Source organism: Methylobacterium phyllostachyos (genome assembly GCF_900103445.1).
Classification (GTDB): domain Bacteria; phylum Pseudomonadota; class Alphaproteobacteria; order Rhizobiales; family Beijerinckiaceae; genus Methylobacterium; species Methylobacterium phyllostachyos.
This window is the reverse complement of the sequence record NZ_FNHS01000004.1, coordinates 92832-114313: the sequence shown is the minus strand read 5'-3', so window position 1 is coordinate 114313 and position 21482 is coordinate 92832. Positions and strand designations below refer to the sequence as shown.

At 67.3% G+C, this 21482-nt stretch carries 19 protein-coding genes and 1 other RNA gene; 8 read left to right on the top strand and 12 right to left on the bottom strand.

The annotated features are described in order from the left end of the window. Positions 1-72 precede the first annotated feature (72 nt). The 3 genes from pheS to rpmI all read right to left on the bottom strand — a co-directional run bounded on the left by pheS (position 73) and on the right by rpmI (position 1937). Positions 73-1155, bottom strand: coding sequence for a phenylalanine--tRNA ligase subunit alpha (gene pheS / locus BLQ49_RS07610; protein ID WP_091714693.1), 1083 nt, complete (start codon positions 1153-1155; stop codon positions 73-75). Positions 1156-1304: 149 nt separating this feature from the next. Next, positions 1305-1682 carry a 50S ribosomal protein L20 gene (rplT, locus tag BLQ49_RS07605; protein WP_043355811.1) on the bottom strand — a complete coding sequence of 126 codons (378 nt, stop codon included), beginning with the start codon at positions 1680-1682 and terminating at the stop codon, positions 1305-1307. Between the two features lie 51 nt (positions 1683-1733). After that, positions 1734-1937 carry a 50S ribosomal protein L35 gene (gene rpmI / locus BLQ49_RS07600; protein WP_007561407.1) on the bottom strand — a complete coding sequence of 68 codons (204 nt, stop codon included), beginning with the start codon at positions 1935-1937 and terminating at the stop codon, positions 1734-1736. A 426-nt stretch (positions 1938-2363) separates the two neighbouring features. Here rpmI and BLQ49_RS07595 point away from each other — a divergent pair, with 426 nt between their 5' ends. The 3 genes from BLQ49_RS07595 (at position 2364) to dapE (ending at position 7275) form a co-directional block, all read left to right on the top strand. Then, on the top strand, positions 2364-3494 hold the full coding sequence (locus BLQ49_RS07595; RefSeq protein WP_091714691.1) for a glycosyltransferase family 4 protein: 1131 nt from the start codon (positions 2364-2366) through the stop codon (positions 3492-3494). A gap of 195 nt (positions 3495-3689) precedes the next feature. After that, positions 3690-6014 (top strand): amylo-alpha-1,6-glucosidase, encoded by a 2325-nt coding sequence (locus tag BLQ49_RS07590; RefSeq protein WP_244507512.1) that lies wholly within the window; start codon positions 3690-3692, stop codon positions 6012-6014. 82 nt (positions 6015-6096) lie between these two features. Continuing rightward, positions 6097-7275, top strand: coding sequence for a succinyl-diaminopimelate desuccinylase (dapE, locus tag BLQ49_RS07585; RefSeq protein WP_091714690.1), 1179 nt, complete (start codon positions 6097-6099; stop codon positions 7273-7275). On the opposite strand, the gene truA is transcribed toward dapE, so the two are convergent. From truA to recR, 4 genes are all read right to left on the bottom strand, one after another. Beyond that, the gene (gene truA, locus BLQ49_RS07580; RefSeq protein ID WP_091714688.1) at positions 7257-8018 is read right to left on the bottom strand and encodes a tRNA pseudouridine(38-40) synthase TruA; all 762 of its coding nucleotides are present in this window, start codon (positions 8016-8018) and stop codon (positions 7257-7259) included. The two genes, dapE and truA, sit on opposite strands and share 19 nt — an antisense overlap. Positions 8019-8238: 220 nt before the next feature. After that, positions 8239-9168 carry a methionyl-tRNA formyltransferase gene (gene fmt / locus BLQ49_RS07575; protein ID WP_091714686.1) on the bottom strand — a complete coding sequence of 310 codons (930 nt, stop codon included), beginning with the start codon at positions 9166-9168 and terminating at the stop codon, positions 8239-8241. A gap of 7 nt (positions 9169-9175) precedes the next feature. Beyond that, positions 9176-9691 carry a peptide deformylase gene (def, locus tag BLQ49_RS07570; RefSeq protein ID WP_091714685.1) on the bottom strand — a complete coding sequence of 172 codons (516 nt, stop codon included), beginning with the start codon at positions 9689-9691 and terminating at the stop codon, positions 9176-9178. A 93-nt stretch (positions 9692-9784) separates the two neighbouring features. Further along, complete coding sequence (recR, locus tag BLQ49_RS07565) at positions 9785-10390, bottom strand: recombination mediator RecR (protein ID WP_091714683.1); 606 nt, start codon at positions 10388-10390, stop codon at positions 9785-9787. A 417-nt stretch (positions 10391-10807) separates the two neighbouring features. On the opposite strand from recR, the gene BLQ49_RS07560 reads away from it, so the two are divergent. After that, positions 10808-12427 carry a phosphoenolpyruvate carboxykinase gene (locus BLQ49_RS07560; RefSeq protein ID WP_091714681.1) on the top strand — a complete coding sequence of 540 codons (1620 nt, stop codon included), beginning with the start codon at positions 10808-10810 and terminating at the stop codon, positions 12425-12427. Positions 12428-12660: 233 nt separating this feature from the next. Here BLQ49_RS07560 and BLQ49_RS07555 read toward each other — a convergent pair whose 3' ends face one another. Genes BLQ49_RS07555 through BLQ49_RS07545 form a run of 3 tightly spaced genes read right to left on the bottom strand, consistent with a single transcriptional unit; the run spans position 12661 to position 16991 of the window. Continuing rightward, complete coding sequence (locus BLQ49_RS07555) at positions 12661-14412, bottom strand: bifunctional protein-serine/threonine kinase/phosphatase (protein ID WP_091714679.1); 1752 nt, start codon at positions 14410-14412, stop codon at positions 12661-12663. Further along, positions 14409-15947, bottom strand: a complete 1539-nt coding sequence (locus tag BLQ49_RS07550; protein ID WP_091714677.1) for a YifB family Mg chelatase-like AAA ATPase — start codon at positions 15945-15947, stop codon at positions 14409-14411. Before BLQ49_RS07550 ends, BLQ49_RS07555 begins: the two co-directional genes overlap by 4 nt. A 12-nt stretch (positions 15948-15959) precedes the next feature. Next, positions 15960-16991, bottom strand: coding sequence for a ParA family protein (locus tag BLQ49_RS07545; RefSeq protein ID WP_091714675.1), 1032 nt, complete (start codon positions 16989-16991; stop codon positions 15960-15962). Between the two features lie 283 nt (positions 16992-17274). Between BLQ49_RS07545 and BLQ49_RS07540 the strand changes: the two genes are divergently transcribed. The 4 genes from BLQ49_RS07540 (at position 17275) to BLQ49_RS07525 (ending at position 19983) form a co-directional block, all read left to right on the top strand. Beyond that, positions 17275-17535 (top strand): PepSY domain-containing protein, encoded by a 261-nt coding sequence (locus BLQ49_RS07540; protein ID WP_091714673.1) that lies wholly within the window; start codon positions 17275-17277, stop codon positions 17533-17535. 54 nt (positions 17536-17589) lie between these two features. Beyond that, an RNA gene (ffs, locus tag BLQ49_RS07535) (signal recognition particle sRNA small type) lies at positions 17590-17688 on the top strand. Between the two features lie 36 nt (positions 17689-17724). After that, entirely contained in the window at positions 17725-19587 is a 1863-nt protein-coding gene (locus tag BLQ49_RS07530) for a DNA polymerase III subunit gamma/tau (RefSeq protein WP_091714671.1), read from the top strand. 72 nt (positions 19588-19659) lie between these two features. Next, positions 19660-19983 (top strand): YbaB/EbfC family nucleoid-associated protein, encoded by a 324-nt coding sequence (locus BLQ49_RS07525; RefSeq protein ID WP_091714670.1) that lies wholly within the window; start codon positions 19660-19662, stop codon positions 19981-19983. A 7-nt stretch (positions 19984-19990) separates the two neighbouring features. Here the strand turns inward: BLQ49_RS07525 and BLQ49_RS07520 are convergent, their stop codons facing one another. Both BLQ49_RS07520 and BLQ49_RS07515 read right to left on the bottom strand, forming a co-directional pair. After that, complete coding sequence (locus BLQ49_RS07520) at positions 19991-20710, bottom strand: glutathione S-transferase (RefSeq protein ID WP_091714668.1); 720 nt, start codon at positions 20708-20710, stop codon at positions 19991-19993. 31 nt (positions 20711-20741) lie between these two features. After that, positions 20742-21188 carry a hypothetical protein gene (locus tag BLQ49_RS07515; protein WP_091714666.1) on the bottom strand — a complete coding sequence of 149 codons (447 nt, stop codon included), beginning with the start codon at positions 21186-21188 and terminating at the stop codon, positions 20742-20744. Positions 21189-21482: the final 294 nt, after the last annotated feature.

The window sequence follows — 21482 nt, the reverse complement described above, 5'->3', positions numbered from 1 at the left end:
GGCTCGACCGTCGGATGAACAGGATCGTGGGGCCGTGACCAGAGCCGGGTGGCCACGGCTAGGCCGGACGGCTCAGCCGGTGAGACCGCCCACGAGGCTCGGCACGTCGAGCGGCCGGAACCCGTAATGATCCAGCCAACGGACATCCGCCTCGAAGAACGGGCGCAGGTCCGGCATGCCGTATTTGAGCATGGCGATGCGGTCGATGCCGACCCCGAAGGCGAAGCCCTGCACGGTGTCCGGGTCGAGCCCGCAGTTCCGCAGCACGTTCGGGTGGACCATCCCGCAACCCAGGATCTCCAGCCAGTCGTCGCCCTCGCCGAAGCGGATCTCGCCGCCCTTGCGCGAGCACTGGATATCCACCTCCGCGGACGGCTCGGTGAACGGGAAGAAGGAGGGGCGGAAGCGCATCTTCACGCCCTCCACCTCGAAGAACGCCTTGCAGAACTCCTCCAGCACCCATTTCAGGTTGGCGATGTTGGCGCTCGTGTCGATCACCAGCCCCTCGACCTGATGGAACATCGGCGTGTGGGTCTGGTCAGAATCGTGCCGGTAGGTCCGGCCCGGGATGATCACCCGGATCGGCGGCGTCTGCGCCCGCATCGTCCGCACCTGCACGGGGGAGGTGTGGGTGCGCAGCACCTTGCGCTTCCCGTCCCGGTCGGGGGCCAGGAAGAAGGTGTCGTGCATCTCCCGGGCCGGGTGACCGGGCGGGAAGTTGAGGGCGGTGAAGTTCAGCTCGTCCGTCTCGATGTCCGGCCCCTCGGCGACCGCGAAGCCCATATCGGCGAAGATCGCGGTGATCTCGTCGATCACCTGGGAGATCGGGTGGATCCGGCCGCGCACCTCCGGCGCCTCGCGGACCGGCAGGGTGACGTCGACCCGCTCGGAGGCGAGGCGGGCCTCGAGCGCAGCCTCGGCGAGTTCGGTCTTGCGCGCGGTGACGGCGCCCTGAACCCGGTCGCGCAGGCCGTTGATCAGGGGCCCGCGCTCCTTGCGCTCGTCGGGCGTCATCGACCCCAGCGTCTTCAGCAGATCCGAGACGCTGCCCTTCTTGCCCAGAGCGGCAACGCGCACGGCATCGAGGGCCGCTTCGTCGGAGGCCGCCGATACCTGGGCCAGGAGATCGCGTTCGAGGCTGTCGAGATCGGTCATCGCTGTCATCAAACAGGGTTGGCGGAGAACGCCTTTGCGGCGTGCTCTCGCGCGTTGTGACGCCCGGCGCAAGCGCGGGGCGTCTCAAACGACGAAGGCGCGGCTCCTGGGGGAACCGCGCCTTCCGTGCGTCTCGCCGTGGGCCTGGATCAGGCGGCCTTGGCGGTGGTCTGAGGCAGCGCGGCCTTGGCCTTCTCGACGACGGCGGCAAAGCTCGCCGGCTCGTGGATCGCCAGCTCCGACAGGGCCTTGCGATCGACGACGATGCCGGACTTCGCCAAGCCGTCGATGAAGCGCGAATAGGTCAGGCCGTGCTCGCGAACCGCCGCGTTGAGACGCTGGATCCAGAGGGCGCGGAACGTGCGCTTCTTGTTCTTACGGTCGCGGTAGGCATACTGCATGCCCTTCTCGACCGCCTGCTTGGCGATGCGGATCGTATTCTTGCGCCGGCCATAATAGCCCTTGGCGGCCTTCAGAACCTTCTTGTGCTTCGCGTGACTGGTCACGCCGCGTTTGACGCGGGCCATCGGTTATCTCCTGGATTCGACGAAAGACAGTGGCAACGGGTGTGGAGAGACTTACCGCGCGTTCGGCAGGAAGTACTTCTTCACGTTGGCGGCATCGCCCTCGAACAGGGTCGTGGTGCCGCGCAGGTTGCGGATCTGCTTGGTCGTCCGCTTGATCATCCCGTGGCGCTTGCCGGCCTGGGCGTACATCACCTTGCCGGTGCCGGTGATCTTGAAGCGCTTCTTGGCGCCCGATTTGGTCTTCAGCTTGGGCATTTGGCTCTCCGTTGGCGAAACTCCGTCCGGCCGACCCGCGAAGGTCGGTGGGGGAGCGCGCAAAGATGCTTCTGGTGGAGCAGCACGAACCGCCACGGCAGCCCTATCGGCCGGGCGGTTCGACGCGGGGCGGCTTATGACAGAAAGCTGACGCGGCGGCAACGCCCGCGCCGCGGGGTGGACCCGCAGCGCTTGCCGGACACACCTCGGTGACCGACGGAACGGAGGGGGTCGGTCCCTGTTTCGGTCCAAGCTGCCGGCCGTGGTGATTCGGAGGAATTCGGGGACAGCGAGCGCACTGCACAAAACGGTGCGCGACAGCGGGGGGCCCAGGAACCATAACCTTAGCCGTCAGTTTCATTCATGTCCCGCTCAGGCCGGCAGGGTTAGACCCCCCGTCAAATTCGGCCAACCAGGAGACACTCCGTGCGCATTGCCCAGATCGCTCCGTTGTCGGAGGCCGTTCCTCCGAAGTTCTACGGCGGCACCGAGCGCGTCGTCAGCTGGATTACTGAAGAACTGGTCCGCCAGGGCCACGACGTCACGCTGTTCGCAAGCGGCGACTCACAGACCTCTGCCAAACTGGCGTCCTGCACGCCGGAAGGCCTGCGCCTGCTCGGCTACCGGGATCACACGGCCAGCCACCTGGCCATGCTGCATCAGGTCCATCGGCGCGCCCACGAGTTCGACATCCTGCACTTCCACATCGATCTGCTGCAGTATCCGATGTTCGAGGACTTGAACCACAAGTGCCTCACCACGATGCACGGCCGCTTGGACGTGCCGGACTTCATGCCGGTCTACCGCACCTTCACGGGCATGCCGCTGGTCTCGATCTCCGACAACCAGCGCCTGCCCATGCCGCCGACCTCGAACTGGCTGGCGACGATCCATCATGGCCTGCCGGCCCAGAACTGCCCGTATTATGCCGACGCCAAGGGTGGCTACCTCGCCTTCCTCGGCCGCATCTCGCCCGAGAAGCGGCCCGACCGGGCGATCGAGATGGCGATCCGCTCCGGGACACCGCTCAAGATCGCCGCGAAGGTCGACAAGGCCGATCAGGATTACTGGGACGAGAAGATCGAGCCGATGATCCATCACCCGCTGGTGGAGTTCATCGGCGAGATCAACGAGGAGCAGAAGAAGGACTTCCTTGGCAACGCCCTGGCGCTCGCCTTCCCGATCGACTGGCCGGAGCCCTTCGGCCTTGTGATGATCGAGGCGATGTCGGCCGGCACGCCGGTGATCGCCTTCCGGAACGGCTCCGTGCCGGAGGTGATCAAGGACGGCGTGAGCGGCGTGCTCTGCGAGACCATGGACGATGCCGTGGCGGCCGTCGCCAAGGTGAAGACCATGAGCCGCGCCGGCGTGCGTCGCCACTTCGAGAGCGCCTTCACGGCCGAGTGCATGGTCAAGAAGTACGTGGCGGCCTACGAGGAGCTGCTCAGCCGCGGCGCCGACGTGATCAAGCTGCCGACGTCCGGATTTCGCCAGCCCTATGGCGAGGTGAACGGCTCGGCCCGGCCGGCGATCCCCGTCGCCGCCATGCCGGCCTGATCGTCGGCATCGGGCTTGCGAGGTCGGCCAGGACCGGCCTAGCGTCTTAAAGGCGACTCATCCGTCAGGTGAACAAGGGCCGCGGCATCAGCATTGGTGCGGCGGCCCTTTCGATTCCTACCCTCACAGCACCCGGAGATGCCCCGCATGGCGGACAACACGGCAGCGGCCCACGAGGCGATGAATCACACGGCGATGAATCCCGCGGCGACGGCCCGGAACACGGCCCCGGGCGCAGGTTTGGCACACGGATTCCAAGATGCGGACGACGTGCTGCCGCCCTACCACATCGAGGCGCAGACCTCCCTGGTGGAACGGCCGCTGCGCTCGCTGAAATTCGGCGAGGCGTTCGGCGTCCTCGATTCCTACGGCGATATCGGCGTCCAGCCGGGGCCGGAGGGCCTGTATTTCCAGGACACGCGCTACCTGTCCCGCCTGGAGGTGACCGTCGAGGGCCAGCGCCCGCTGATGCTCTCCTCGGTGATGCAGGATGATAACGGCGCACTGAGCGTCGACATGACGACGCCCGACATCCGCCTCGACGCCCACGACGAGACCTCGATCCCCCGCGAGACGATCGCGATCGAGCGCACCAAATTCCTGTTCCGCGGCGCCTGCTACGACCGGATCGGCCTGCGCTCCTTCGATTCCAAGCACCGCCGCCTGCGCATCGCCGTGACCTTCGATGCGGATTTCCGCGACCTGTTCGAGGTGCGCGGGACCGACCGGAAGGAGCGCGGCAAGCGCGGCGTCCTGGTGGCGAGCGATCGGGAGGTCCAATTCCGCTATGTCGGCCTGGACGAGATCGTGCGGACCACCGCCCTGCATTTCGGTCCGAAGCCCGACCAGATTGAACCGGGCCGCGCGATCTTCGACGTGTCGCTCCCCCCGGAGGGCAAGACCTCCCTGTTCATCCGCGTGACCTTCGAGGCGCACCGGGCCTTCACCAAGCCGCCAACCGACACGATGGTCGGCGAAGACGCGGCTGCGAAGCTGACGCTCGCGGCCAATGCAGGGGGTGCCCGGCGGGAGCCGAAGGACCTCGGCGAGGGCATGATCTTCGCCCGGGCCTACCGGGACTCCCGGCGCGACCTGCGCGCTTTGACGGCCGGTATCACCACGATCATCTCGTCGAACGACCAGTTCAACGAGGGGCTTTGCCGGGCCACGGCCGACCTCTACATGCTGGCGAGCCGGACGCCGGAGGGGATCTACCCGTTCGCCGGCATCCCCTGGTATTCCACCGTCTTCGGCCGTGACGGCATCATCACGGCGATGATGGCGCTCTGGATCGACCCGAAATTCGCCCGCGGCGTGCTGCGCTATCTCGCCTCGACCCAGGCCAAGGCTGTCGATCCGGCGGCCGACGCGCAGCCCGGCAAGGTCCTGCACGAGACCCGCCGGGGCGAGATGGCGATGCTCGGCGAGGTGCCGTTCCGCCACTATTACGGCACGATCGACGGCACGCCGCTCTTTGTGATGCTGGCCTGGGAATATTACGCGGTCACCGGCGATCTGGAGACGATCCGGGCGATCTGGCCGGCGCTCGAACTCGCGCTCGAATGGATGGACCGCTACGGCGACCGGGACGGCGACGGCTTCGTCGAGTACGCCCGCGACACCGAGAAGGGCCTGGAGAACCAGGGCTGGAAGGACAGCCACGATTCGATCTTCCACGCTGACGGCCAACTCGCCAAGGGGCCAATCGCGCTCTGCGAGGTCCAGGGCTACGTCTACGCCGCCAAGCACGGCATGGCGAAGCTCGCGGCGCTCCTCGGTCACGATCCGATGGCCGAGCGCCTGATGCATCAGGCCGCCGCCCTGCGCGAGCGGTTCGATGAAGCCTTCTGGAACGAGGAGATCGGCACCTACGCGCTGGCCCTCGACGGCGCGAAGAAGCAGTGTGCCGTGCGCTCGTCCAATGCCGGCCATGCCCTGTTCACCGGCATCGCCAAGCCGGAGCGCGCGGCGCGGGTCGCCGAGACGCTGCTGGGCAAGGACGGGTTCAACGGCTGGGGCGTGCGCACGATCGCCAAGGGCGAGGCGCGCTACAACCCGATGTCGTACCACAACGGCTCGATCTGGCCGCACGACAACGCCCTTATCGCCATGGGTCTCGCCCGCTACGACCGCAAGCACGAGGCGGCGCGCATCTTCCAGGGGATGTTCGACACGTCGCTCTACCAGGACCAGAAGCGGCTGCCGGAGCTGTTCTGTGGCTTCATGCGCCGGAAGCAGCGTGGGCCGGTCTCCTATCCGGTGGCCTGTAGCCCGCAGGCCTGGGCGGCAGCGGCGCCCTTCGCGTTCCTGGCGGCGTGCCTCGGGCTCGAACTCGACCACACGGGCAACAGCGTCCGTCTGAAGAACCCGATCCTGCCGGGCTTCCTCGATGGGGTGACGCTCTACAACGTCCAGCTCGGCGGCTCGCATCTCGACATCCGCTTCCAGCGCTACGACGACGACGTGACGGTCTCGGTCCAGCGCCGTCACGGGGACGTGCAGGTGGTGGTCACCAAGTAGGGCTCTGGGCTGGGACTCCCCTTCGCGGCCCGCTTCGGGTTAAGCGGGCCGCGCGGTGCTTTCCGCCGCCGAGGACGGGTTGATGCCGGCTGACCACCACGCCCCGCACGCGGCTCTGCGCCTCGCGCAGGACCTGATCCGCTGCCCTTCCGTCACCCCGGAGGATCGCGGCGCCCTCGACGTGGTCGCCGATGCGCTGCGGCAAGCAGGCTTCACCATCGAGCGGCCGGTCTTCGCCGAACCGGGCTTCCCCGATACGCCGAACCTGTTCGCGCGCCTCGGTGACCGCAGCCCCTGCCTGGTCTTCGCCGGCCACACGGATGTGGTGCCGGCGGGGGAGGGGGCTTGGCGCCACGATCCGTTCGAAGGCGCGGTGGTCGACGGAATGCTGTATGGCCGCGGCGCCGCCGACATGAAGGGCGGCATCGCCTGCATGCTTGCTGCCACGCTCGCCTTTCTGGTGGACCGCGGGCCGGATTTTCCGGGCTCCATCGCGTTCCTGATCACCGGTGACGAGGAGGGCCCGGCGGTCAACGGCACCGTGAAGCTGCTCGACTGGGCGCGCGCCCGGGGCGAGCGCTTCGACCATTGCGTGCTCGGCGAGCCGACCAACCCCGGCCGCCTCGGCGAGATGATCAAGATCGGCCGGCGCGGCTCGCTGACCGGAAAGCTGACGGTGCTCGGCCGGCAGGGCCACGTCGCCTATCCATACAAGGCCGAGAACCCGATTCCCGGCCTGCTGCGCCTCGCCTCCGCCCTGGTGGCCGAACCGCTCGACGGCGGGACCGCCCATTTCGACGCCTCGAACCTCGAGTTTACGACGATCGACGTGGGCAACCCCGCCACCAACGTGATCCCCGCGACCGCCCGGGCGACGTTCAACGTGCGCTTCAACGACGATTGGACGGCCGAGAGCCTGGGTGCCGAGATCCGCCGGCGGCTGGAGCAGGCGGCTGGGAATGCGGTGCGCTTCAGCCTGGATCTCCAGCCCTCGAACGCGCCGGCCTTTCTCACGCGGCCGGACGGTTTCGTGGATCTGGTCTCCGAGGCGATCCGGGCCGAGACTGGACTGACGCCGGTCCTGTCGACCACGGGGGGCACCTCGGATGCCCGGTTCATCAAGGACTTCTGCCCGGTGATCGAGTTCGGCCTCGTGGGCGAGACCATGCACCAGACCGACGAATGCGTGGCGGTCGCCGATCTGGAGAGGCTGACCGCAATCTACGAGCGCGTGCTGAAGGCCTACTTCCCGGTCTCGTAATCGACGCCCACGAAGGTCAGCCCCGCGGCCGGCGCCAGGGGCCCGCACCGGCGCTTTTCGCCCGAGGCGAGGATGTTGGCGACGTCGTCCGCCGAGAGCCGGCCGCAGCCGGCGAGCATCAGCGTCCCCACCATAGCCCGCACCTGATGGTGCAGGAAGGAGCGCGCCGAGGTCGCGACCACGATCTCCTCATGCAGCGCCATCGTCCTGCGGGCGACATCGAGCTGTTCCAGCGTGCGGATCGGGCTGTTGGCCTGGCACTCCGCGGCGCGGAACGCCGAGAAGTCGTGGCGGCCGACGAGGCGCTGGGCGGCATCATGCATGCGGTCCGCGTCGAGGGGCCAGGGCACGTGCCAGACATGGGCGCGGGTCAGCGCCGCGGGGCTGCGCCGGTTCAGGATGCGGTAGCGGTAATGGCGGCGGATCGCTGAGTGGCGAGCGTCGAAGCTCTCCAAGACGATCTCGGCCGAGAGGATAGCGACGGGCTGCGGCCGCAGGTGCGCGTTCAGGGCATCGCGGACGGTGTCGGTCCGCCAATCCTTGGTAAGGTCGAGATGCGCGACCTGATGGATGGCGTGGACCCCGGCATCGGTCCGCCCGGCGCAGGTGAGCCGGACATTCTCGCCTGAGAAGCGCAGCACCGCGGCCTCGATGGCGCCCTGGACGGTGGGATCTTCGGCCTGCCGCTGCCAGCCGCAGAACGGACCGCCGTCGTACTCGATGACGAGCTTGTAGCGCGGCATCAGCCAGCCCTCTCAAGGTATGTCGAGGGCGCGCGGATGTTCGATTCCGTTATCGGAGGCAAAGCTTTGGCGAGACTTGCGCGCGATCGTCCTTGCGAGCGGAGCGAAGCAATCCAGTGTGGCGCCACGGCTCCCCATGTCGCGCTGCCCTGGGTCGCTTCGCTGCGCTCGCGATGACGGGTCAGGCCGGGTGCCGAATGCCTTGAAAGGGCTGCGAGCATCAGCCGAGGCGAGCGCCGGGCGTCAGGCGGGCGCCGCGGACGAACTCGGCTCCGCTCGCGCTGCCGCTCTTCCCGGCGCGGCGCAGCTCCGTGAGCCGCACGGCGCCGGTCCCGCAGGCGACGGTCCCGTCGGCGTCGAGCAGCGTACCCGCCGCGCCCGACCCGTTGGTGACCGTGGCCCGCAACACCTTCACCCGCTCCGGACCCTTGCCGAAATCGGCCTCGTAGAACGCTCCCGGAAAAGGCGAGAGCCCGTTGATGTGGTTGGCGACCTGATCGGCCGGCCGCGACCAGTCGATCCGCGCCTCGTCGTTGGTGATCTTGTGAGCGTAGACGACACCCTCGTCCGGCTGCGGCGTGAAGGTCAGTGCGCCCCGGTCGAGAAGGCCGAGGGCGCGGGCCATCAGTTCGGCACCGACCGGCATCAGCGCGTCGTGCAACTCGCCCGCTGTCATGCCGGGAGTGATCGGAACCCGCGCCTCCAGGGCGACCGGGCCGGTGTCGAGCCCGGCTTCCATGCGCATCACGCCGACCCCGCTCTCGGCATCACCCGCCATCACGGCCCGCTGGATCGGCGCCGCCCCGCGCCAGCGTGGCAGCAGGGAGCCATGGAGGTTCAGGCAGCCGTGCTTCGGCGCGTCGAGGATCGCCTGCGGCAGCAGCATCCCGTAAGCCACCACCACGGCGACGTCGGCCCCGTGCGCGGCGAACGTCTCCGCGGCTTCCGGCGTGCGCAGGGTCGCTGGCGTGAGCACCGGCACGCCGAGCTTGTCGGCCAGCGCGTGAACCGGCGACGGGCGCAGGCTCATGCCACGGCCAGCCTTGGCTGGGGCGCGGGTGTAGACCGCGGCGATTGCGTGCCCGTCCTGCGCGAGCTTTTCCAGCGTCGGCACCGCGAAGTCCGGGGTGCCCATGAAAACGACGCGCATGGCCGGTTCAGGCCGCGTCGCGCTTGGCCGCCTTGGCGAACTTCTTGAGCACGCGGTCCCGCTTCAGCTTCGACAGATGGTCGATGAACAGCACACCGTTGAGGTGGTCGATTTCGTGCTGGATGCAGGTCGCGAGCAGGCCATCGGCCTCGATCTCCTGCTCCCGCCCGTCGAGGTCGCGGAACTTCACGCGGACCCGGTCCGGCCGCTCGACCTCGCCGTAATAGTCGGGAATCGACAGGCAGCCCTCGTCGTAGACGCGCTTCTCCTCGGAGGACCAAACGATCTCGGGGTCGATGAAGACCTGCGGCTTGCGCACGCCCTCTTCCTTCGAGGTGTCGATGGTCACGACGCGTTTCGGCACGCCGACTTGGATCGCGGCAAGGCCGACGCCGGGCGCGTCGTACATGGTCTCGAACATGTCGGCCACGAGCGTCCGGATTTCGCCGGTGATCGGGCCGACCGGGTCGGAGATGCGGCGCAGGACGGGATCGGGGAGGATGACGAGCTGGCGGATGGTCATGGCGGAAACCGGCAGGGACAGCGCCGGGTCGGATCCGGGCTTTTCCGTCGAATAAGATGCGGGTCGAGACCGGTCAAATACCGCGCCGCCGCCTCAGAAGGCAGTGCGGCTGCGGATTGCCGCCGTCAGCGTGCCCTCGTCGAGGTAATCGAGCTCGCCGCCCACCGGCACCCCGTGGGCGAGGCGGGTGACCTTCACGTCGCAATGGCGGATCGATTCGGTGACGTAATGGGCCGTCGTCTGCCCGTCGACGGTGGCGTTGAGTGCCAGGATCACCTCGGTCACGACGGGGTCGGCCGCGCGTTCCACGAGGCTCGCGAGGTTCAGGTGCTCCGGCCGTACCCCGTCGAGCGCCGAGAGCACGCCGCCGAGCACGTGATAGCGTGCCTTGACGGCCCCCGAGCGTTCCAGCGCCCAGAGGTCGGAGACGTCCTCCACCACCACCAGAGTTGTGGGATCGCGCTCGGCATCGCGGCAGATCGTGCAGGGCTCCGAGGTGTCGACGTTGCCGCAGCTCGAGCAGACCACGATGCGCTCGGCCGCAACCCGCATCGCGTCGGCGAGCGGTCCGAGCAGCGTATCGCGCCGCTTGATCAGCTGCAGCGCGGCGCGCCGAGCCGAGCGCGGCCCGAGCCCGGGCATGCGGGCGAGGAGCTGGATCAGACGTTCGATCTCGGGGCCGGCGACGGCTTGGGGCATCGTGCCTCTAAGGAGCGTATCGGGCGCGGGTGGGGTGCGCTGTCCGCCACGGGCATAACCGTCGGCGGTCGGCATGCAAGCGTGACCCGATGCATCACGGGGATATGGGTATTCCGGTGCCGCTCTGCCCGTGTCACGCGGCTCCGCGATACGGGTGACTGCTTACAGACGGGGGTTCCTGCTTCCACAACTGTGGTCTAACCTGTTTGTCCACATTGCGGGCTTCGAACGGAGCCCATAAGGACAGCGAAGCTTCGCCGCCTACTCAAGCGGTCGGTCGGGAAGCGGCCGGGGAGCGGAGATCCTGCGTGCGGCGGACCTGTACGACCGCACGGACGTCCCCCGGGCAAAGCCGGACGCGGACCGCGTCCGGCACAGTCGCGTCGACGGTCGAACAGGGGCCCGGGAGATACGCTCTTGACCAACATCGGTGATCACAACGCGGCCCACGGCGCCGAGGCGGCCGGCTTCCGCGACCTCAAGGCCGTCCACTGGAACTTCGAGGCCCCGCGCCTCTACGAGGAGGCTTTGTCCCGCAAGGAGGCGCAGCTCGCCCGCGGGGGAGCCCTCGTCGCCACCACCGGCAGCCATACCGGCCGCTCGCCCAAGGACAAGTTCGTGGTGCGCGATGCCGCCACCGAGAACGAGGTCTGGTGGGACAACAACGGCGCGATTACGCCGGAGCAGTTCGAGACCCTGCGCCAGGACTTCCTGAAGCACGCCGAGGGCAAGGAGCTATTCGCTCAGGACCTCTATGGCGGCGCCGATCCGGCCCACCGGGTGAAGGCCCGGGTGTTCACCGAGTTCGCATGGCACTCGCTGTTCATCCGCAACCTGCTGATCCGGCCGGACCGCTCGGAGATCGCGGCCTACGTGCCCGACATGACGATCATCGACCTGCCGAGCTTCCAGGCGGACCCCGCCCGGCACGGCTGCCGCTCCAAGACCGTGATCGCCATCGACTTCGCCAAGAAGCTCGTCCTAATCGGCGGCTCGGCCTACGCGGGCGAGATGAAGAAGTCGGTCTTCACCTACCTGAACTACATCCTGCCCGGCCAGGGCGTGATGCCGATGCACTGCTCGGCCAACGCGGCCCTCGACGCCGAGGGCGGTTCGGCGATCTTCTTCGGCCTCTCGGGCACCGGCAAGACCACGCTGTCGAACGATAGCTCCCGCCAACTGCTGGGCGATGACGAGCACGGCTGGTCGAACGAGGGCATCTTCAACTTCGAGGGCGGCTGCTACGCCAAGACCATCCGGCTCTCGCGCAACGCCGAGCCCGAGATCTACGCCACGACCGAGCGCTTCGGCACGGTGATGGAGAACGTGGTGATCGATCCGGTGACCCGGGCGCCTGATTTCGACGATTCCTCGCTCACCGAGAACACCCGCTGCGCCTATCCGCTGGACTTCATCGCGAATGCCAGCGCCACCGGCCGGGCCGGGCATCCGAAGAACATCGTGATGCTCACCTGCGACGCCTTCGGGGTGATGCCGCCGATCGCCAAGCTCACCGGCGCCGAGGCGATGTACCACTTCCTGTCGGGCTACACCGCCAAGGTGGCCGGCACCGAGCGCGGCCTGACCGGGCCGGAGGCGACCTTCTCGACCTGCTTCGGTGCGCCGTTCATGCCGCGGCATCCGAGCACCTACGGCAACCTGCTGCGTGACCTGATCGCCAAGCACGACGTCGATTGCTGGCTGGTCAACACCGGCTGGACCGGCGGCGGCGTCGGCACCGGCCGGCGGATGCCGATCCGCGTCACGCGCCGCCTGCTTACGGCAGCGCTCGACGGTTCGCTGTCGCAGGCGGAGTTCCGGCGCGATCCGTATTTCGGCTTCGCGGTGCCGGTGGCGGTCCCCGGCGTCGAGCCGCACATCCTGACCCCGGTGAAGACCTGGGCCAACAAGGGCGTCTTCGCGGAGACGGCGGCACGCCTCGTGAAGATGTTCGACGACAACTTCAAGCGGTTCGAGAGCCACGTCGATGCCGACGTGCGCGCCGCCGGACCGACCGCGCAGGCGATCGCGGCCTGATGAGCGCGGGCGGTCCGTACGGCCGCCCTCACGGCTTCGATGTTCGCTCATCTCTGGCCGCCGCACTCTCTCCTTCCCCCTTGCGGGGAGGAGTGGGAGGTGGGGGTGGTCCAAGACCGAGCAGAGCGGTGCCTTCTCCAACACCCCCACCCCTGACCCCTCCCCACAAGGGGGAGGGGAAAAGCGCTTCTCTTGCAGATCGTTAAGCTCAGGCAGAGAGGTCTCAATCCTCCTCACCGCGGCGGATGCGCGATCAGAATCCCCGCCAGCGTCAGCGCCACGAGCCCTAGAACCAGCGACAGCAGCCGCCAGAACAGGAGCGGGTCGCGCTCCAGCAGGGCCGGCCGGCGGGCCTCGGTGAAGGCCGGGTTCGGATAGCGCAGATCGTGCACGAATTCCGATAGCGTCGGGTAGCGCTTCAGCGGGTCCGGATGCACGGCCTTCCGCAGCGCGCCGTCGACCCAGACCGGCAGCAAAGGGCGAACGGTCAGCGCCGAGGCGTAGCGCAGACGGCGCTGGGCCGAGGCCGTACGCGCCCGCGGCACTGCATCGCCGTAGGGTAGCCGCCCGGTCAGCATCTGATAGGCGATGACACCGACTGAGAACACGTCGGAGGCCGCCGTAGAGGGGGCTCCGAGGAAGCATTCCGGCGCCGTGTACTGCACCGTTCCGAGGATCTCGGCGGGATCGATCCGCGGATCGCCCTCGACGACGCCGGCCACCATGGTGGCGCCGAAATCGATTACCTGCACGATCCCGGCCGTGTCGATCAGGACGTTGTCGGGCCGCAGGTCCTGATGGACCATCTCCCGACGGTGGAAGGCCTGCACGCCCCGGGCGAGCTGTTCCACGAGGCCGCGCACAGTCTCTAATTCGGGCGTCGCGTGGTCGCGCATCCATTGGGTCAGGGTCTGGCCCTCGACGTAGCGCATCACCGCATAGAGATGGCTGCGGCGCCGCGCCGGCGGCTGCGCCTTCAGCACGTGCGGGTTGTCGATCCGCCGGGCGATCCACTCCTCAAGGGCGAAGCGTTTGCGCTGGGCGGGATCGTCGCGCAGATCGAGGGACAGCACCTTGAGGGCGACCCGCGCCCCGGTCTCCGCCTCGACCGCGAGATAGACGCGGCTGCGCGGGCCGGAATGCAGGATTCGCAGAAGCCGGTATCCATCAAATTCGGCCGGCGGGTCGAGGAGCGGCGCGGGATCGAGCCCTTCGACATCGCCCAGGAGATCGGCGGCCTCGCCCTCCGTCACGGCATCGATCCGGACGATCTGGATCGTCAGATTGTCCGGGCTGCCGGCCGCGAGCGCCGCTTCCACGATAGCCCGGGCGGCGGCATCGAGGCCGTCCGCGGCAGCAATTGCAGACACGATGTCCCGAGGGCGGACATGCTCGTGAACGCCGTCCGTGGTGAGCACGAAGATGTCGCCGGCCGCGATGGCGAGGTTTTGATAGTCGATCTCCGCCCGGCCGGTCACGCCGAGCGCCCGGCCCAGGTAGGATTCGGCCGCAGAGACCACCACGCGGTGATCCTCGGTGACCTGTTCCAGGGAGCGCCCGGACACGCGCCAGATCCTTCCATCGCCGACATGGAAGAGGTGGGCCGTCCGCCCCTTGAGGATCAAGGCGTCGAAGGTGGTGACGTAGCCCCGGTCGGCATCGTTGGGATCCAGCCCGCGCCGGGTCTGGGCGTAGAGCCAGGAATCGGCCGCCGCGATCACCCGCTGCGCGGCATTCTTCACGGACCACGTATCGGGGGTGGCATAGTAGTCGCTGAGGAAGCTCTTGACTGCGGTCTCGCTCGCCGCCGCGCCGGCCGCGCTGCTGCTGATCCCGTCGGCGAGCGCCACCGCGATGCCCTTGAAGCCCAGCGCCGGCTGTCCCGGCACAAGGGAACCGTGAAAATCCTGGTTCTCGGCCTTGCGGCCCGCCGCGCTGTGCTGGCCGATCGTGACCGTGAGGGCGCGGGCCGGTTCGGCGCTCAAGCGGCCGCCGCCGCGCTGTCGCCCCGGCCGCGGTAGGACAACGCCTCGGCGAGATGCATCCGGCGCACCTGCGCTTCGCCGTCGAGGTCGGCCAGCGTCCGGGCCACGCGCAGTGTCCGGTGGAAGCCCCGGGCCGAGAGCCGCATGCTCTCGGCCGCCTGTCGGATCAGCGCCGTCCCATCCGCATCGGGGTGCGCGACCTGCTCGATCAGGTTCGCCGGGCAGGTGGCGTTGGTGGTCGCCGCGGGCAGGCCGCGCTCGCCGAAGCGCGTTGCCTGGAGCGCGCGGGCCGCGGCCACGCGGGCGGACGCCTCGCGGGAGCCCTCTGCGGGGGGCGGCAGGATCAGATCGGCCGCGGTGACGGCCGGCACCTCGATGCGCAGGTCGATCCGGTCGAGGAGTGGGCCGGAGATTCGGGCCTGGTATTGCGCCATGCAGCGCTCGTTCGGGCCGCGCCGGCAGGCATAGCCCGGCTCCAGGCCCTGGCCGCAGCGGCACGGGTTCATGGCGGCGACCAGCTGGAAGCGAGCCGGGTACGTCACCCGGTGATTGGCTCGGGCGATCATCACCTCGCCGGTCTCCATCGGCTGGCGCAGGCTATCGAGCACCTGAGGCGAGAATTCGGGCAGCTCGTCGAGGAACAACACGCCGCCATGGGCCAGCGAGACTTCTCCGGGTCGCGCCCCGATGCCGCCGCCGACGAGCGCTGCCATGGAGGCCGAATGATGCGGCTGCCGGAACGGCCGGCGGTTCGAGAGCGCGCCATCCTTCAACGCGCCCGCCACCGACTGGATCATCGAGATGTCGAGCAGCTCGCGCGGCCCGAGGGGCGGCAGGATCGAGGGAAGGCGAGCGGCGAGCATCGACTTGCCGGAGCCCGGCGGCCCGTTCATCAGGAGGTTGTGGCCCCCGGCCGCCGCGACCTCCAGGGCGCGCTTGGCGGCCTCCTGGCCCTTGATGTCGGCAAGGTCCGGCAGCGGACCAGCCTGACCAGCCATGGCGGGCTCCGGGCGGGCCATCACTTGGCTGCCCTTGAAGTGGTTGGCGAGCTGGATCAGCGAACGCGGGGCCAGCACGTCGAGATCGCCGCCGGCCCAGGCCGCCTCCGGCCCGGTCTGCGCCGGGCAGATCAGCCCGAGCCCGCGCGCGGCCGCCGCGATGGCCGCCGGCAACACGCCGTTCACCGCCGTGATGCTGCCGTCGAGGGCGAGTTCCCCGAGGACGCAGTAGCCGGCGAGCGCGTCCGCCGGGATCGCGCCGATCGCCGCCATCACCCCGAGCGCGATCGGCAGATCGTAATGCGAGCCTTCCTTCGGCAGATCGGCCGGGGCGAGGTTGACGGTGATCCGCTTGGCCGGCAGCGCCAGCCCGGAAGCGATCAGCGCGCCGCGCACCCGCTCGCGGGACTCGCCCACCGCCTTGTCGGGCAGGCCCACCACGTTGAACACCACCGAGCCCGGGATGATCTGCACCTGCACGTCGACCGCCCGCGCCTCGATGCCCTCGAAGGCCACGGTGGCGACGCGGGTGACCATTTGTTATAATCCTCAGGCTTTCGCCACGATATTTTGGGCAATATTGTTTATCTGTTTGGCAACTTTATCAATAAGGACTAGCTGCGCCTCCGACCATTTCTGCTTGTCTCCGGTCAAGCTCTTTACCTGTTGGTGGTCAGCTAATTTTGAGGCAGGTATATTTTGCCAAAGGCTATTTTTTATTAATACGTTCATATCTTCGACTTGCCCAATACTGTAGTCGTTATCTTCAACAGCTCGAACTGCATGCGCGCCAATATTGCTCTTTAATCCGTCCGCAAGGCGTTGATTAGCTTGTGCGATATTCTCGTAGTGAGCCTGGTCGGCGCGGAGCATCTTGTCAAGCCTCGTATCAAAGCCGTTAAATATCCAGCCAAAAAACTTTGGTCGGCCAAAATTATCGTAGTCTTTCATTGCGTAATTATTTTGTTTAAATCGATGAAGCCCGGTCTCCCAATCTGAAATAAATTGAGGCCACATTTGAGCAATAAGGCCTATGCAATATTCACTGAAAGTATCAGATGTGCATGGAATAATTAAATAATCAGATGAATATAGTGCTGATCTGACGAGACCTCCAAATGAAGGTGGTAGGTCGATCATGATATAATCATAGGTCCTGCCTTGTTCGCTTAATTTCGAAACAAGTGTACGTAATGCCGTAAATTTCGAGATTCCAGTCCCGGTCAATAGGTCATTACCGACGCTCAATGAATCCGAATAAACATTTAGCCAGAAATCGCCCGCTACTATATGCACGTTGTTATGGGTATGTGGGCCTACGTACAATTGTATCGGTCCAGGGCCGGTGTTCTGTAAATATCCTTGCAAAAATGAACGTATTGTTCTTTGTTTGCTGGGGTCTGAAACGTACTTTTTGAACGAATCTGCACCTAGCATAGCGATAGATAAATTGCACTGCGGATCAAAATCAATCAATAAAACTTTATTGCCCGCCTCCGCTAGTGAGTCTGCAATATTCCAAGTAAGCGTGGTCTTCCCAACTCCACCTTTATTGTTGAACACACTAATGAATTTCGTCATTTTGCTTCCTCGCCTGCTCACGCGTCAGATCAACGTGGGGCGACCAATGTTGCATATTTGTTCCCTGAAATGCAACTCTAAAGATACGTTGCTAACTGCGAGCCTGCCGTAAATCGCGAAATTTCAATAAAACAATACTTTTTGCGGCTGCGGACCCATACAATCGGTCGCGGGCGTCCACAGCTTTAGCGGCTGAATAGTTCGATGCCGTCGAATTGACGGCGGAACCCGAAGCGCAGAAGTGTGTTCGAAACCGGCGACAGTTGCCGAATTGGAGACAGGCATGCGCCTTGCCCCCTTCTTCCTCTCCCTCGTATTCCTCGTCGGCTTCGGCCCGGCCGCCCACGCCGACGAAAAACTCCCGCCCGATCAGCAGGCCAAGGTCGAGGCCATGCTGAAGCAGGAGGGCTTCACCAAGTGGGAGGAGATCGAACTCGACGACGGGATGATCGAGGTGGACGACGCCATTGATGCCAGCGGCAAGAAATTCGACCTGAAGCTCGATCCGAAGACCCTGGCCATCGTCAAGCGCAAGGCCGAGTAGGCAAGGGGAAGAGGCAACGCTTGCGTTCGGAGCGAGGCCCGGCCATATAGCCGGCGGGGGGTTGGCGAGGGACGTTTCACTCGCCAACCGGGTCAGGTCCGGAAGGAAGCAGCCCTAACGAGACCGAGCGGGTCTTCGTCCAGCCTCCCACCTCATTCCTAGCGCGCGGCAGCCCGATCCCGACCCGGCATGGACGCTTCGACCGGCACGCCTGACGACGAGCCGGGCCTGCCCGGGTTTCCAGCGCCCCCGGCCGCGGCGACGCCCTATCGGGTCCTCGCGCGCAAATACCGCCCCACCCATTTCGGCGACCTGATCGGCCAGGAGGCGATGGTCCGCACCCTCGCCAACGGGTTCGCGGCCAACCGTATCCCGCAGGCCTGGATGCTTACGGGCGTGCGCGGCGTCGGCAAGACCACGACGGCGCGCATCCTCGCGCGGGGCCTCAACTACGCGCTGGCCGGCCGGCCCGATACCGGCCCGACCGTGTCGATGCCGGAACTCGGCCTGCACTGCGCGGCGATCATGGAGTCCCGGCACATGGATGTGCTGGAGATGGATGCCGCCTCGCATACCGGCATCGATGACGTGCGGGCGATCATCGACGGCATCCGCTACGGGCCGGTCTCGGCGCGCTACAAGGTCTACATCGTCGACGAGGTCCACATGCTGTCCGAGAAGGCGTTCAACGCCTTCCTGAAGACGCTGGAGGAGCCGCCGCCCCACGCCAAGTTCGTGTTCGCCACCACGGAGATCCGCAAGGTCCCGGTGACGATCCTGTCCCGCTGCCAGCGGTTCGACCTGCGCCGGGTCGAGGCACCGGTGCTCCATGCCCACCTCGCCAAGGTCTGTGCGGCCGAGCGGGTCGAGGCCGAGGACGAGGCGTTGGGCGCCATCGTGCGCGCCGCCGAGGGGTCCGTGCGCGACGCGCTCTCGCTGCTCGATCAGGCGATCGCGCATGGCGCGGGTGCGGTGACGGCCCAGAGCGTGCGTGACATGCTGGGACTGGCCGACCGTGCCCGGATCCTCGACCTGTTCGAGGCCGTGATGCGTGGCTCCGTTCCAGCGGCCTTTTCGGAGTTGCGGGCGCAGTACGACGCGGGCGCCGACCCGTCGGTGGTGCTTTCGGATCTCGCGGCCTTCACGCATCTCGTGACGCGGCTGAAGGTGGTGCCCGAAGCCGCCCAGGACCCGACGCTCAGTGAGACCGAGCGGGTCCGCGGCAGCCAGTTCGCGGAAAAGCTCTCGATTCGCGCCCTGTCGCGGGCGTGGCAGATCCTGCTCAAGGCGATCCCCGAGGTGCAGGCCGCGCCGCGTCCGCTGGCGGCGGCTGAAATGGCGATCGTGCGCCTCGCCTACGCGGCCGACCTGCCGACGCCGGACGAGGCGCTGCGCCAGCTGAAGGCCGAGGCCGCTGCCGAGCCGGCCGGCGAACCCGTGCCGACGGGGCGCCCCCCGCTGCCGCCGATCCCGGATCTGCGCGGCGGCGGTTCGGCGGCGTTGGCTGCCGCGCCTCGTACAATGCCGGCTGAGTCGATCCCGACCGCCGCCCCGGTGGTTATGGCCGCGCCCGCGCCACGGCCAATCCCAGTCGCACCGCCGACGCCGCGGCTTGGCCGGTTCGAGGATCTGATTGCCCTGGCGGATGCCAATCGGGACATCCTGCTGCGGACGGCCCTTGAACGGGATGTCCATCTGGTGCGCTTCGAGGAGGGGCGGATCGAGTTCCGCCTCGCCCAGGGCGGCCGGGCGAGCCTCGCCACCGACCTTGCGGCGGCGATCGAACGCTGGACCGGACGGCGCTGGTCTGTCGCCCTCTCCAAGGAGGAGGGTGCGCCGACTCTCGACGCGACCGCCCGGGCGGTCGTTGAGACCCGCCGGGAGAACGCCGCCGCCGATCCATTCGTGCGCGAGGTGCTGACGCGCTTTCCCGGCGCCGAGATCGTCGATGTGCGCGAGACCGCCGCCGAGGCGCTGCCCACCGCCGAGCAGGAAATCCTCGGTGAAGGCGACGCGGGCCGGGTGGACGAGGCCGAGGACGACGACCGCTGAGGCATCGGCCGAGCCGTGGATTGCGGGCCGGCTCGTACCCAGATCAGATGACGACAGAACAGGAGAGTTCCGATGCGTGACCTGATGGGCATCATGAAGCAGGCCCAGGCCATGCAGGAGAAGATGGCCAACCTGCAAACCGAAATGGACCAGATCGAAGTCGCCGGGGCCTCCGGTGGCGGCTCGGTTCGGGTCACCATGACGGCCAAAGGTCACATGAAGGGGATCACGATCGATCCGTCCCTGATGGTGGCGGACGAACGTGAGATCCTGGAGGATCTGATCGTGGCCGCCTGTAACGACGCCCGCGGGAAGGCGGAGGCGACGATGCAGGAGCATATGGCCGAGCTGACGAAGGGGCTGCCCCTGCCGCCTGGGATGAAGCTGCCGTTCTGAGCGGCCTTCAGCCGTCGAGCTCGGGATAGCGCCGAAAGATCCCGTCCTCGTTGAACGGCACCCGCCGCGCGCTCGCCAGATAGGCTGCGATCCGGGGGCGCCGCGCGACGGCGTCGTGCAGCCGTTCCACATGCGGCGCAGCCTGTAGCGCCGCAGCGGTGGCCCTCGGGAAGGCGTAGTGCAGCCCGTCCACAAGCTGGAACAGGGAGAGGTCCGCGTAGGTCCGGTCGGCGCCGACCAGTCGCTCACCGCCGTTGGCCACGAGGACACGCTCGAAATATTCCAGGAACTTAGGCATCCGGGTCTGCCGGAACCCCAAGGCCCGACGCAGGGCCTCGGGCTTCTGGTCGGCGTAGTACAGGTCGACGCCAAGCGGATGATGGGTGTCGTGCACCTCGTCCACGGCATCCGCGATGGTGAGCTGGAGCTGATGCGTCCAGATCCGGTCGGCCTCCGAAGTCCCGGCGAGTCCCAGGCGCGGGCCGAGATGGAGCAGGATCGCGGCGCTCTGTCCGATGACGAGATCGCCGTCGCGCAGGAAGGGCGGCGCGAAGGGCGGCCGGCCGTTTGCCGGGTCAGACAGGCGATCGAGCATCGGGCCGATGCCGCCTGCGTCGTCGTCCTCGCGGGCGACGTCGACGTAGTCGGCGCCGGCCTCCTCAAGGGCAAGGCGGACGAACTCGCCGCGCCCCTGGATCATCGGCCAGTAGTGAAGCTCGTAGGTCATCGCCGGCCGGTGCCCGGCCCGCGCGACCGGCTCAGTTGCCCGCCGCGCTGTCGTCGGTGGTCTTCTCGGGCGGCGGCTCGGCGCTGGCGACGGTTTTGTGGGCCAGCACCGGTTGAAGCCGCTCGGCCAGCTGCTGGTCGAGGTGCTTGGCATAGGCGGTCTTGAAGTAGCGTTCGCCGGTCTTCGCCCCGTAGATCCGGTCGTGCGCCTGGATCATCGCGGCGACCTCCGGACGGCAGAGGAAGCCCGTAATGCCCACCGCTTCGTACCAGCGGCCGGCGCGCGCCTCGGCGGTGGCTTTCGGATTCGACAGGACCGTATCGGCGAAACACGCCGTCGCGGCTTGCCGGAGCGGGGCCAACACCTTTTCGGCCTCGGCCTGATTCACCGCCGGCACGACTGGGTGCCGGTGGGGCCGTGCTTGCGCCGTCGAAACGAGCGCGAGGACGGAGAGGGACGCGAGGATCGAAGTTTTCATGCGGCGGCCTCGTCGGGGATCCGAACCGTGTTCAGCATTCCCTCATGATTGCGTCGGGAACGGGGCTGACGATGGATCGTCCGGGGTGGTTTTCAGACGGAGGCCCGTTCGTTCCATGACACGAGGTCGCAGCCTCAGCTGCGGTGCTTCGTGGTCCAGCGCCCCGGCATTTGCGCGTGCCGAAGGCGCCCCGGGTGCCGTTACCCAATCCGGCCCGGCCCAGTCGCTCGCGCGCAGCGGCGGCTGCGGTGCCGTTCGCGGGCGAGCCGCGGACGGCGCCATTCTCGGTGACGC

Excerpts from the sequence above, each read along its gene's own strand:
- fmt (WP_091714686.1), bottom strand. The coding sequence starts at position 9,168 with ATGCGCGTCGTTTTCATGGGCACCCCGGACTTCGCGGTGCCGACGCTG.
- def (WP_091714685.1), bottom strand. The coding sequence starts at position 9,691 with ATGACCATCCGCCAGCTCGTCATCCTCCCCGATCCCGTCCTGCGCCGC.
- BLQ49_RS07545 (WP_091714675.1), bottom strand. The coding sequence starts at position 16,991 with ATGACGAAATTCATTAGTGTGTTCAACAATAAAGGTGGAGTTGGGAAG.
- BLQ49_RS07540 (WP_091714673.1), top strand. The coding sequence starts at position 17,275 with ATGCGCCTTGCCCCCTTCTTCCTCTCCCTCGTATTCCTCGTCGGCTTC.
- recR (WP_091714683.1), bottom strand. The coding sequence starts at position 10,390 with ATGCCCCAAGCCGTCGCCGGCCCCGAGATCGAACGTCTGATCCAGCTC.
- BLQ49_RS07515 (WP_091714666.1), bottom strand. The coding sequence starts at position 21,188 with ATGAAAACTTCGATCCTCGCGTCCCTCTCCGTCCTCGCGCTCGTTTCG.
- dapE (WP_091714690.1), top strand. The coding sequence starts at position 6,097 with ATGCCGGCTGACCACCACGCCCCGCACGCGGCTCTGCGCCTCGCGCAG.
- BLQ49_RS07550 (WP_091714677.1), bottom strand. The coding sequence starts at position 15,947 with ATGGTCACCCGCGTCGCCACCGTGGCCTTCGAGGGCATCGAGGCGCGG.
- BLQ49_RS07520 (WP_091714668.1), bottom strand. The coding sequence starts at position 20,710 with ATGACCTACGAGCTTCACTACTGGCCGATGATCCAGGGGCGCGGCGAG.
- rpmI (WP_007561407.1), bottom strand. The coding sequence starts at position 1,937 with ATGCCCAAGCTGAAGACCAAATCGGGCGCCAAGAAGCGCTTCAAGATC.
- BLQ49_RS07590 (WP_244507512.1), top strand. The coding sequence starts at position 3,690 with ATGAATCCCGCGGCGACGGCCCGGAACACGGCCCCGGGCGCAGGTTTG.
- rplT (WP_043355811.1), bottom strand. The coding sequence starts at position 1,682 with ATGGCCCGCGTCAAACGCGGCGTGACCAGTCACGCGAAGCACAAGAAG.
- truA (WP_091714688.1), bottom strand. The coding sequence starts at position 8,018 with ATGCCGCGCTACAAGCTCGTCATCGAGTACGACGGCGGTCCGTTCTGC.
- BLQ49_RS07525 (WP_091714670.1), top strand. The coding sequence starts at position 19,660 with ATGCGTGACCTGATGGGCATCATGAAGCAGGCCCAGGCCATGCAGGAG.
- BLQ49_RS07530 (WP_091714671.1), top strand. The coding sequence starts at position 17,725 with ATGGACGCTTCGACCGGCACGCCTGACGACGAGCCGGGCCTGCCCGGG.
- pheS (WP_091714693.1), bottom strand. The coding sequence starts at position 1,155 with ATGACCGATCTCGACAGCCTCGAACGCGATCTCCTGGCCCAGGTATCG.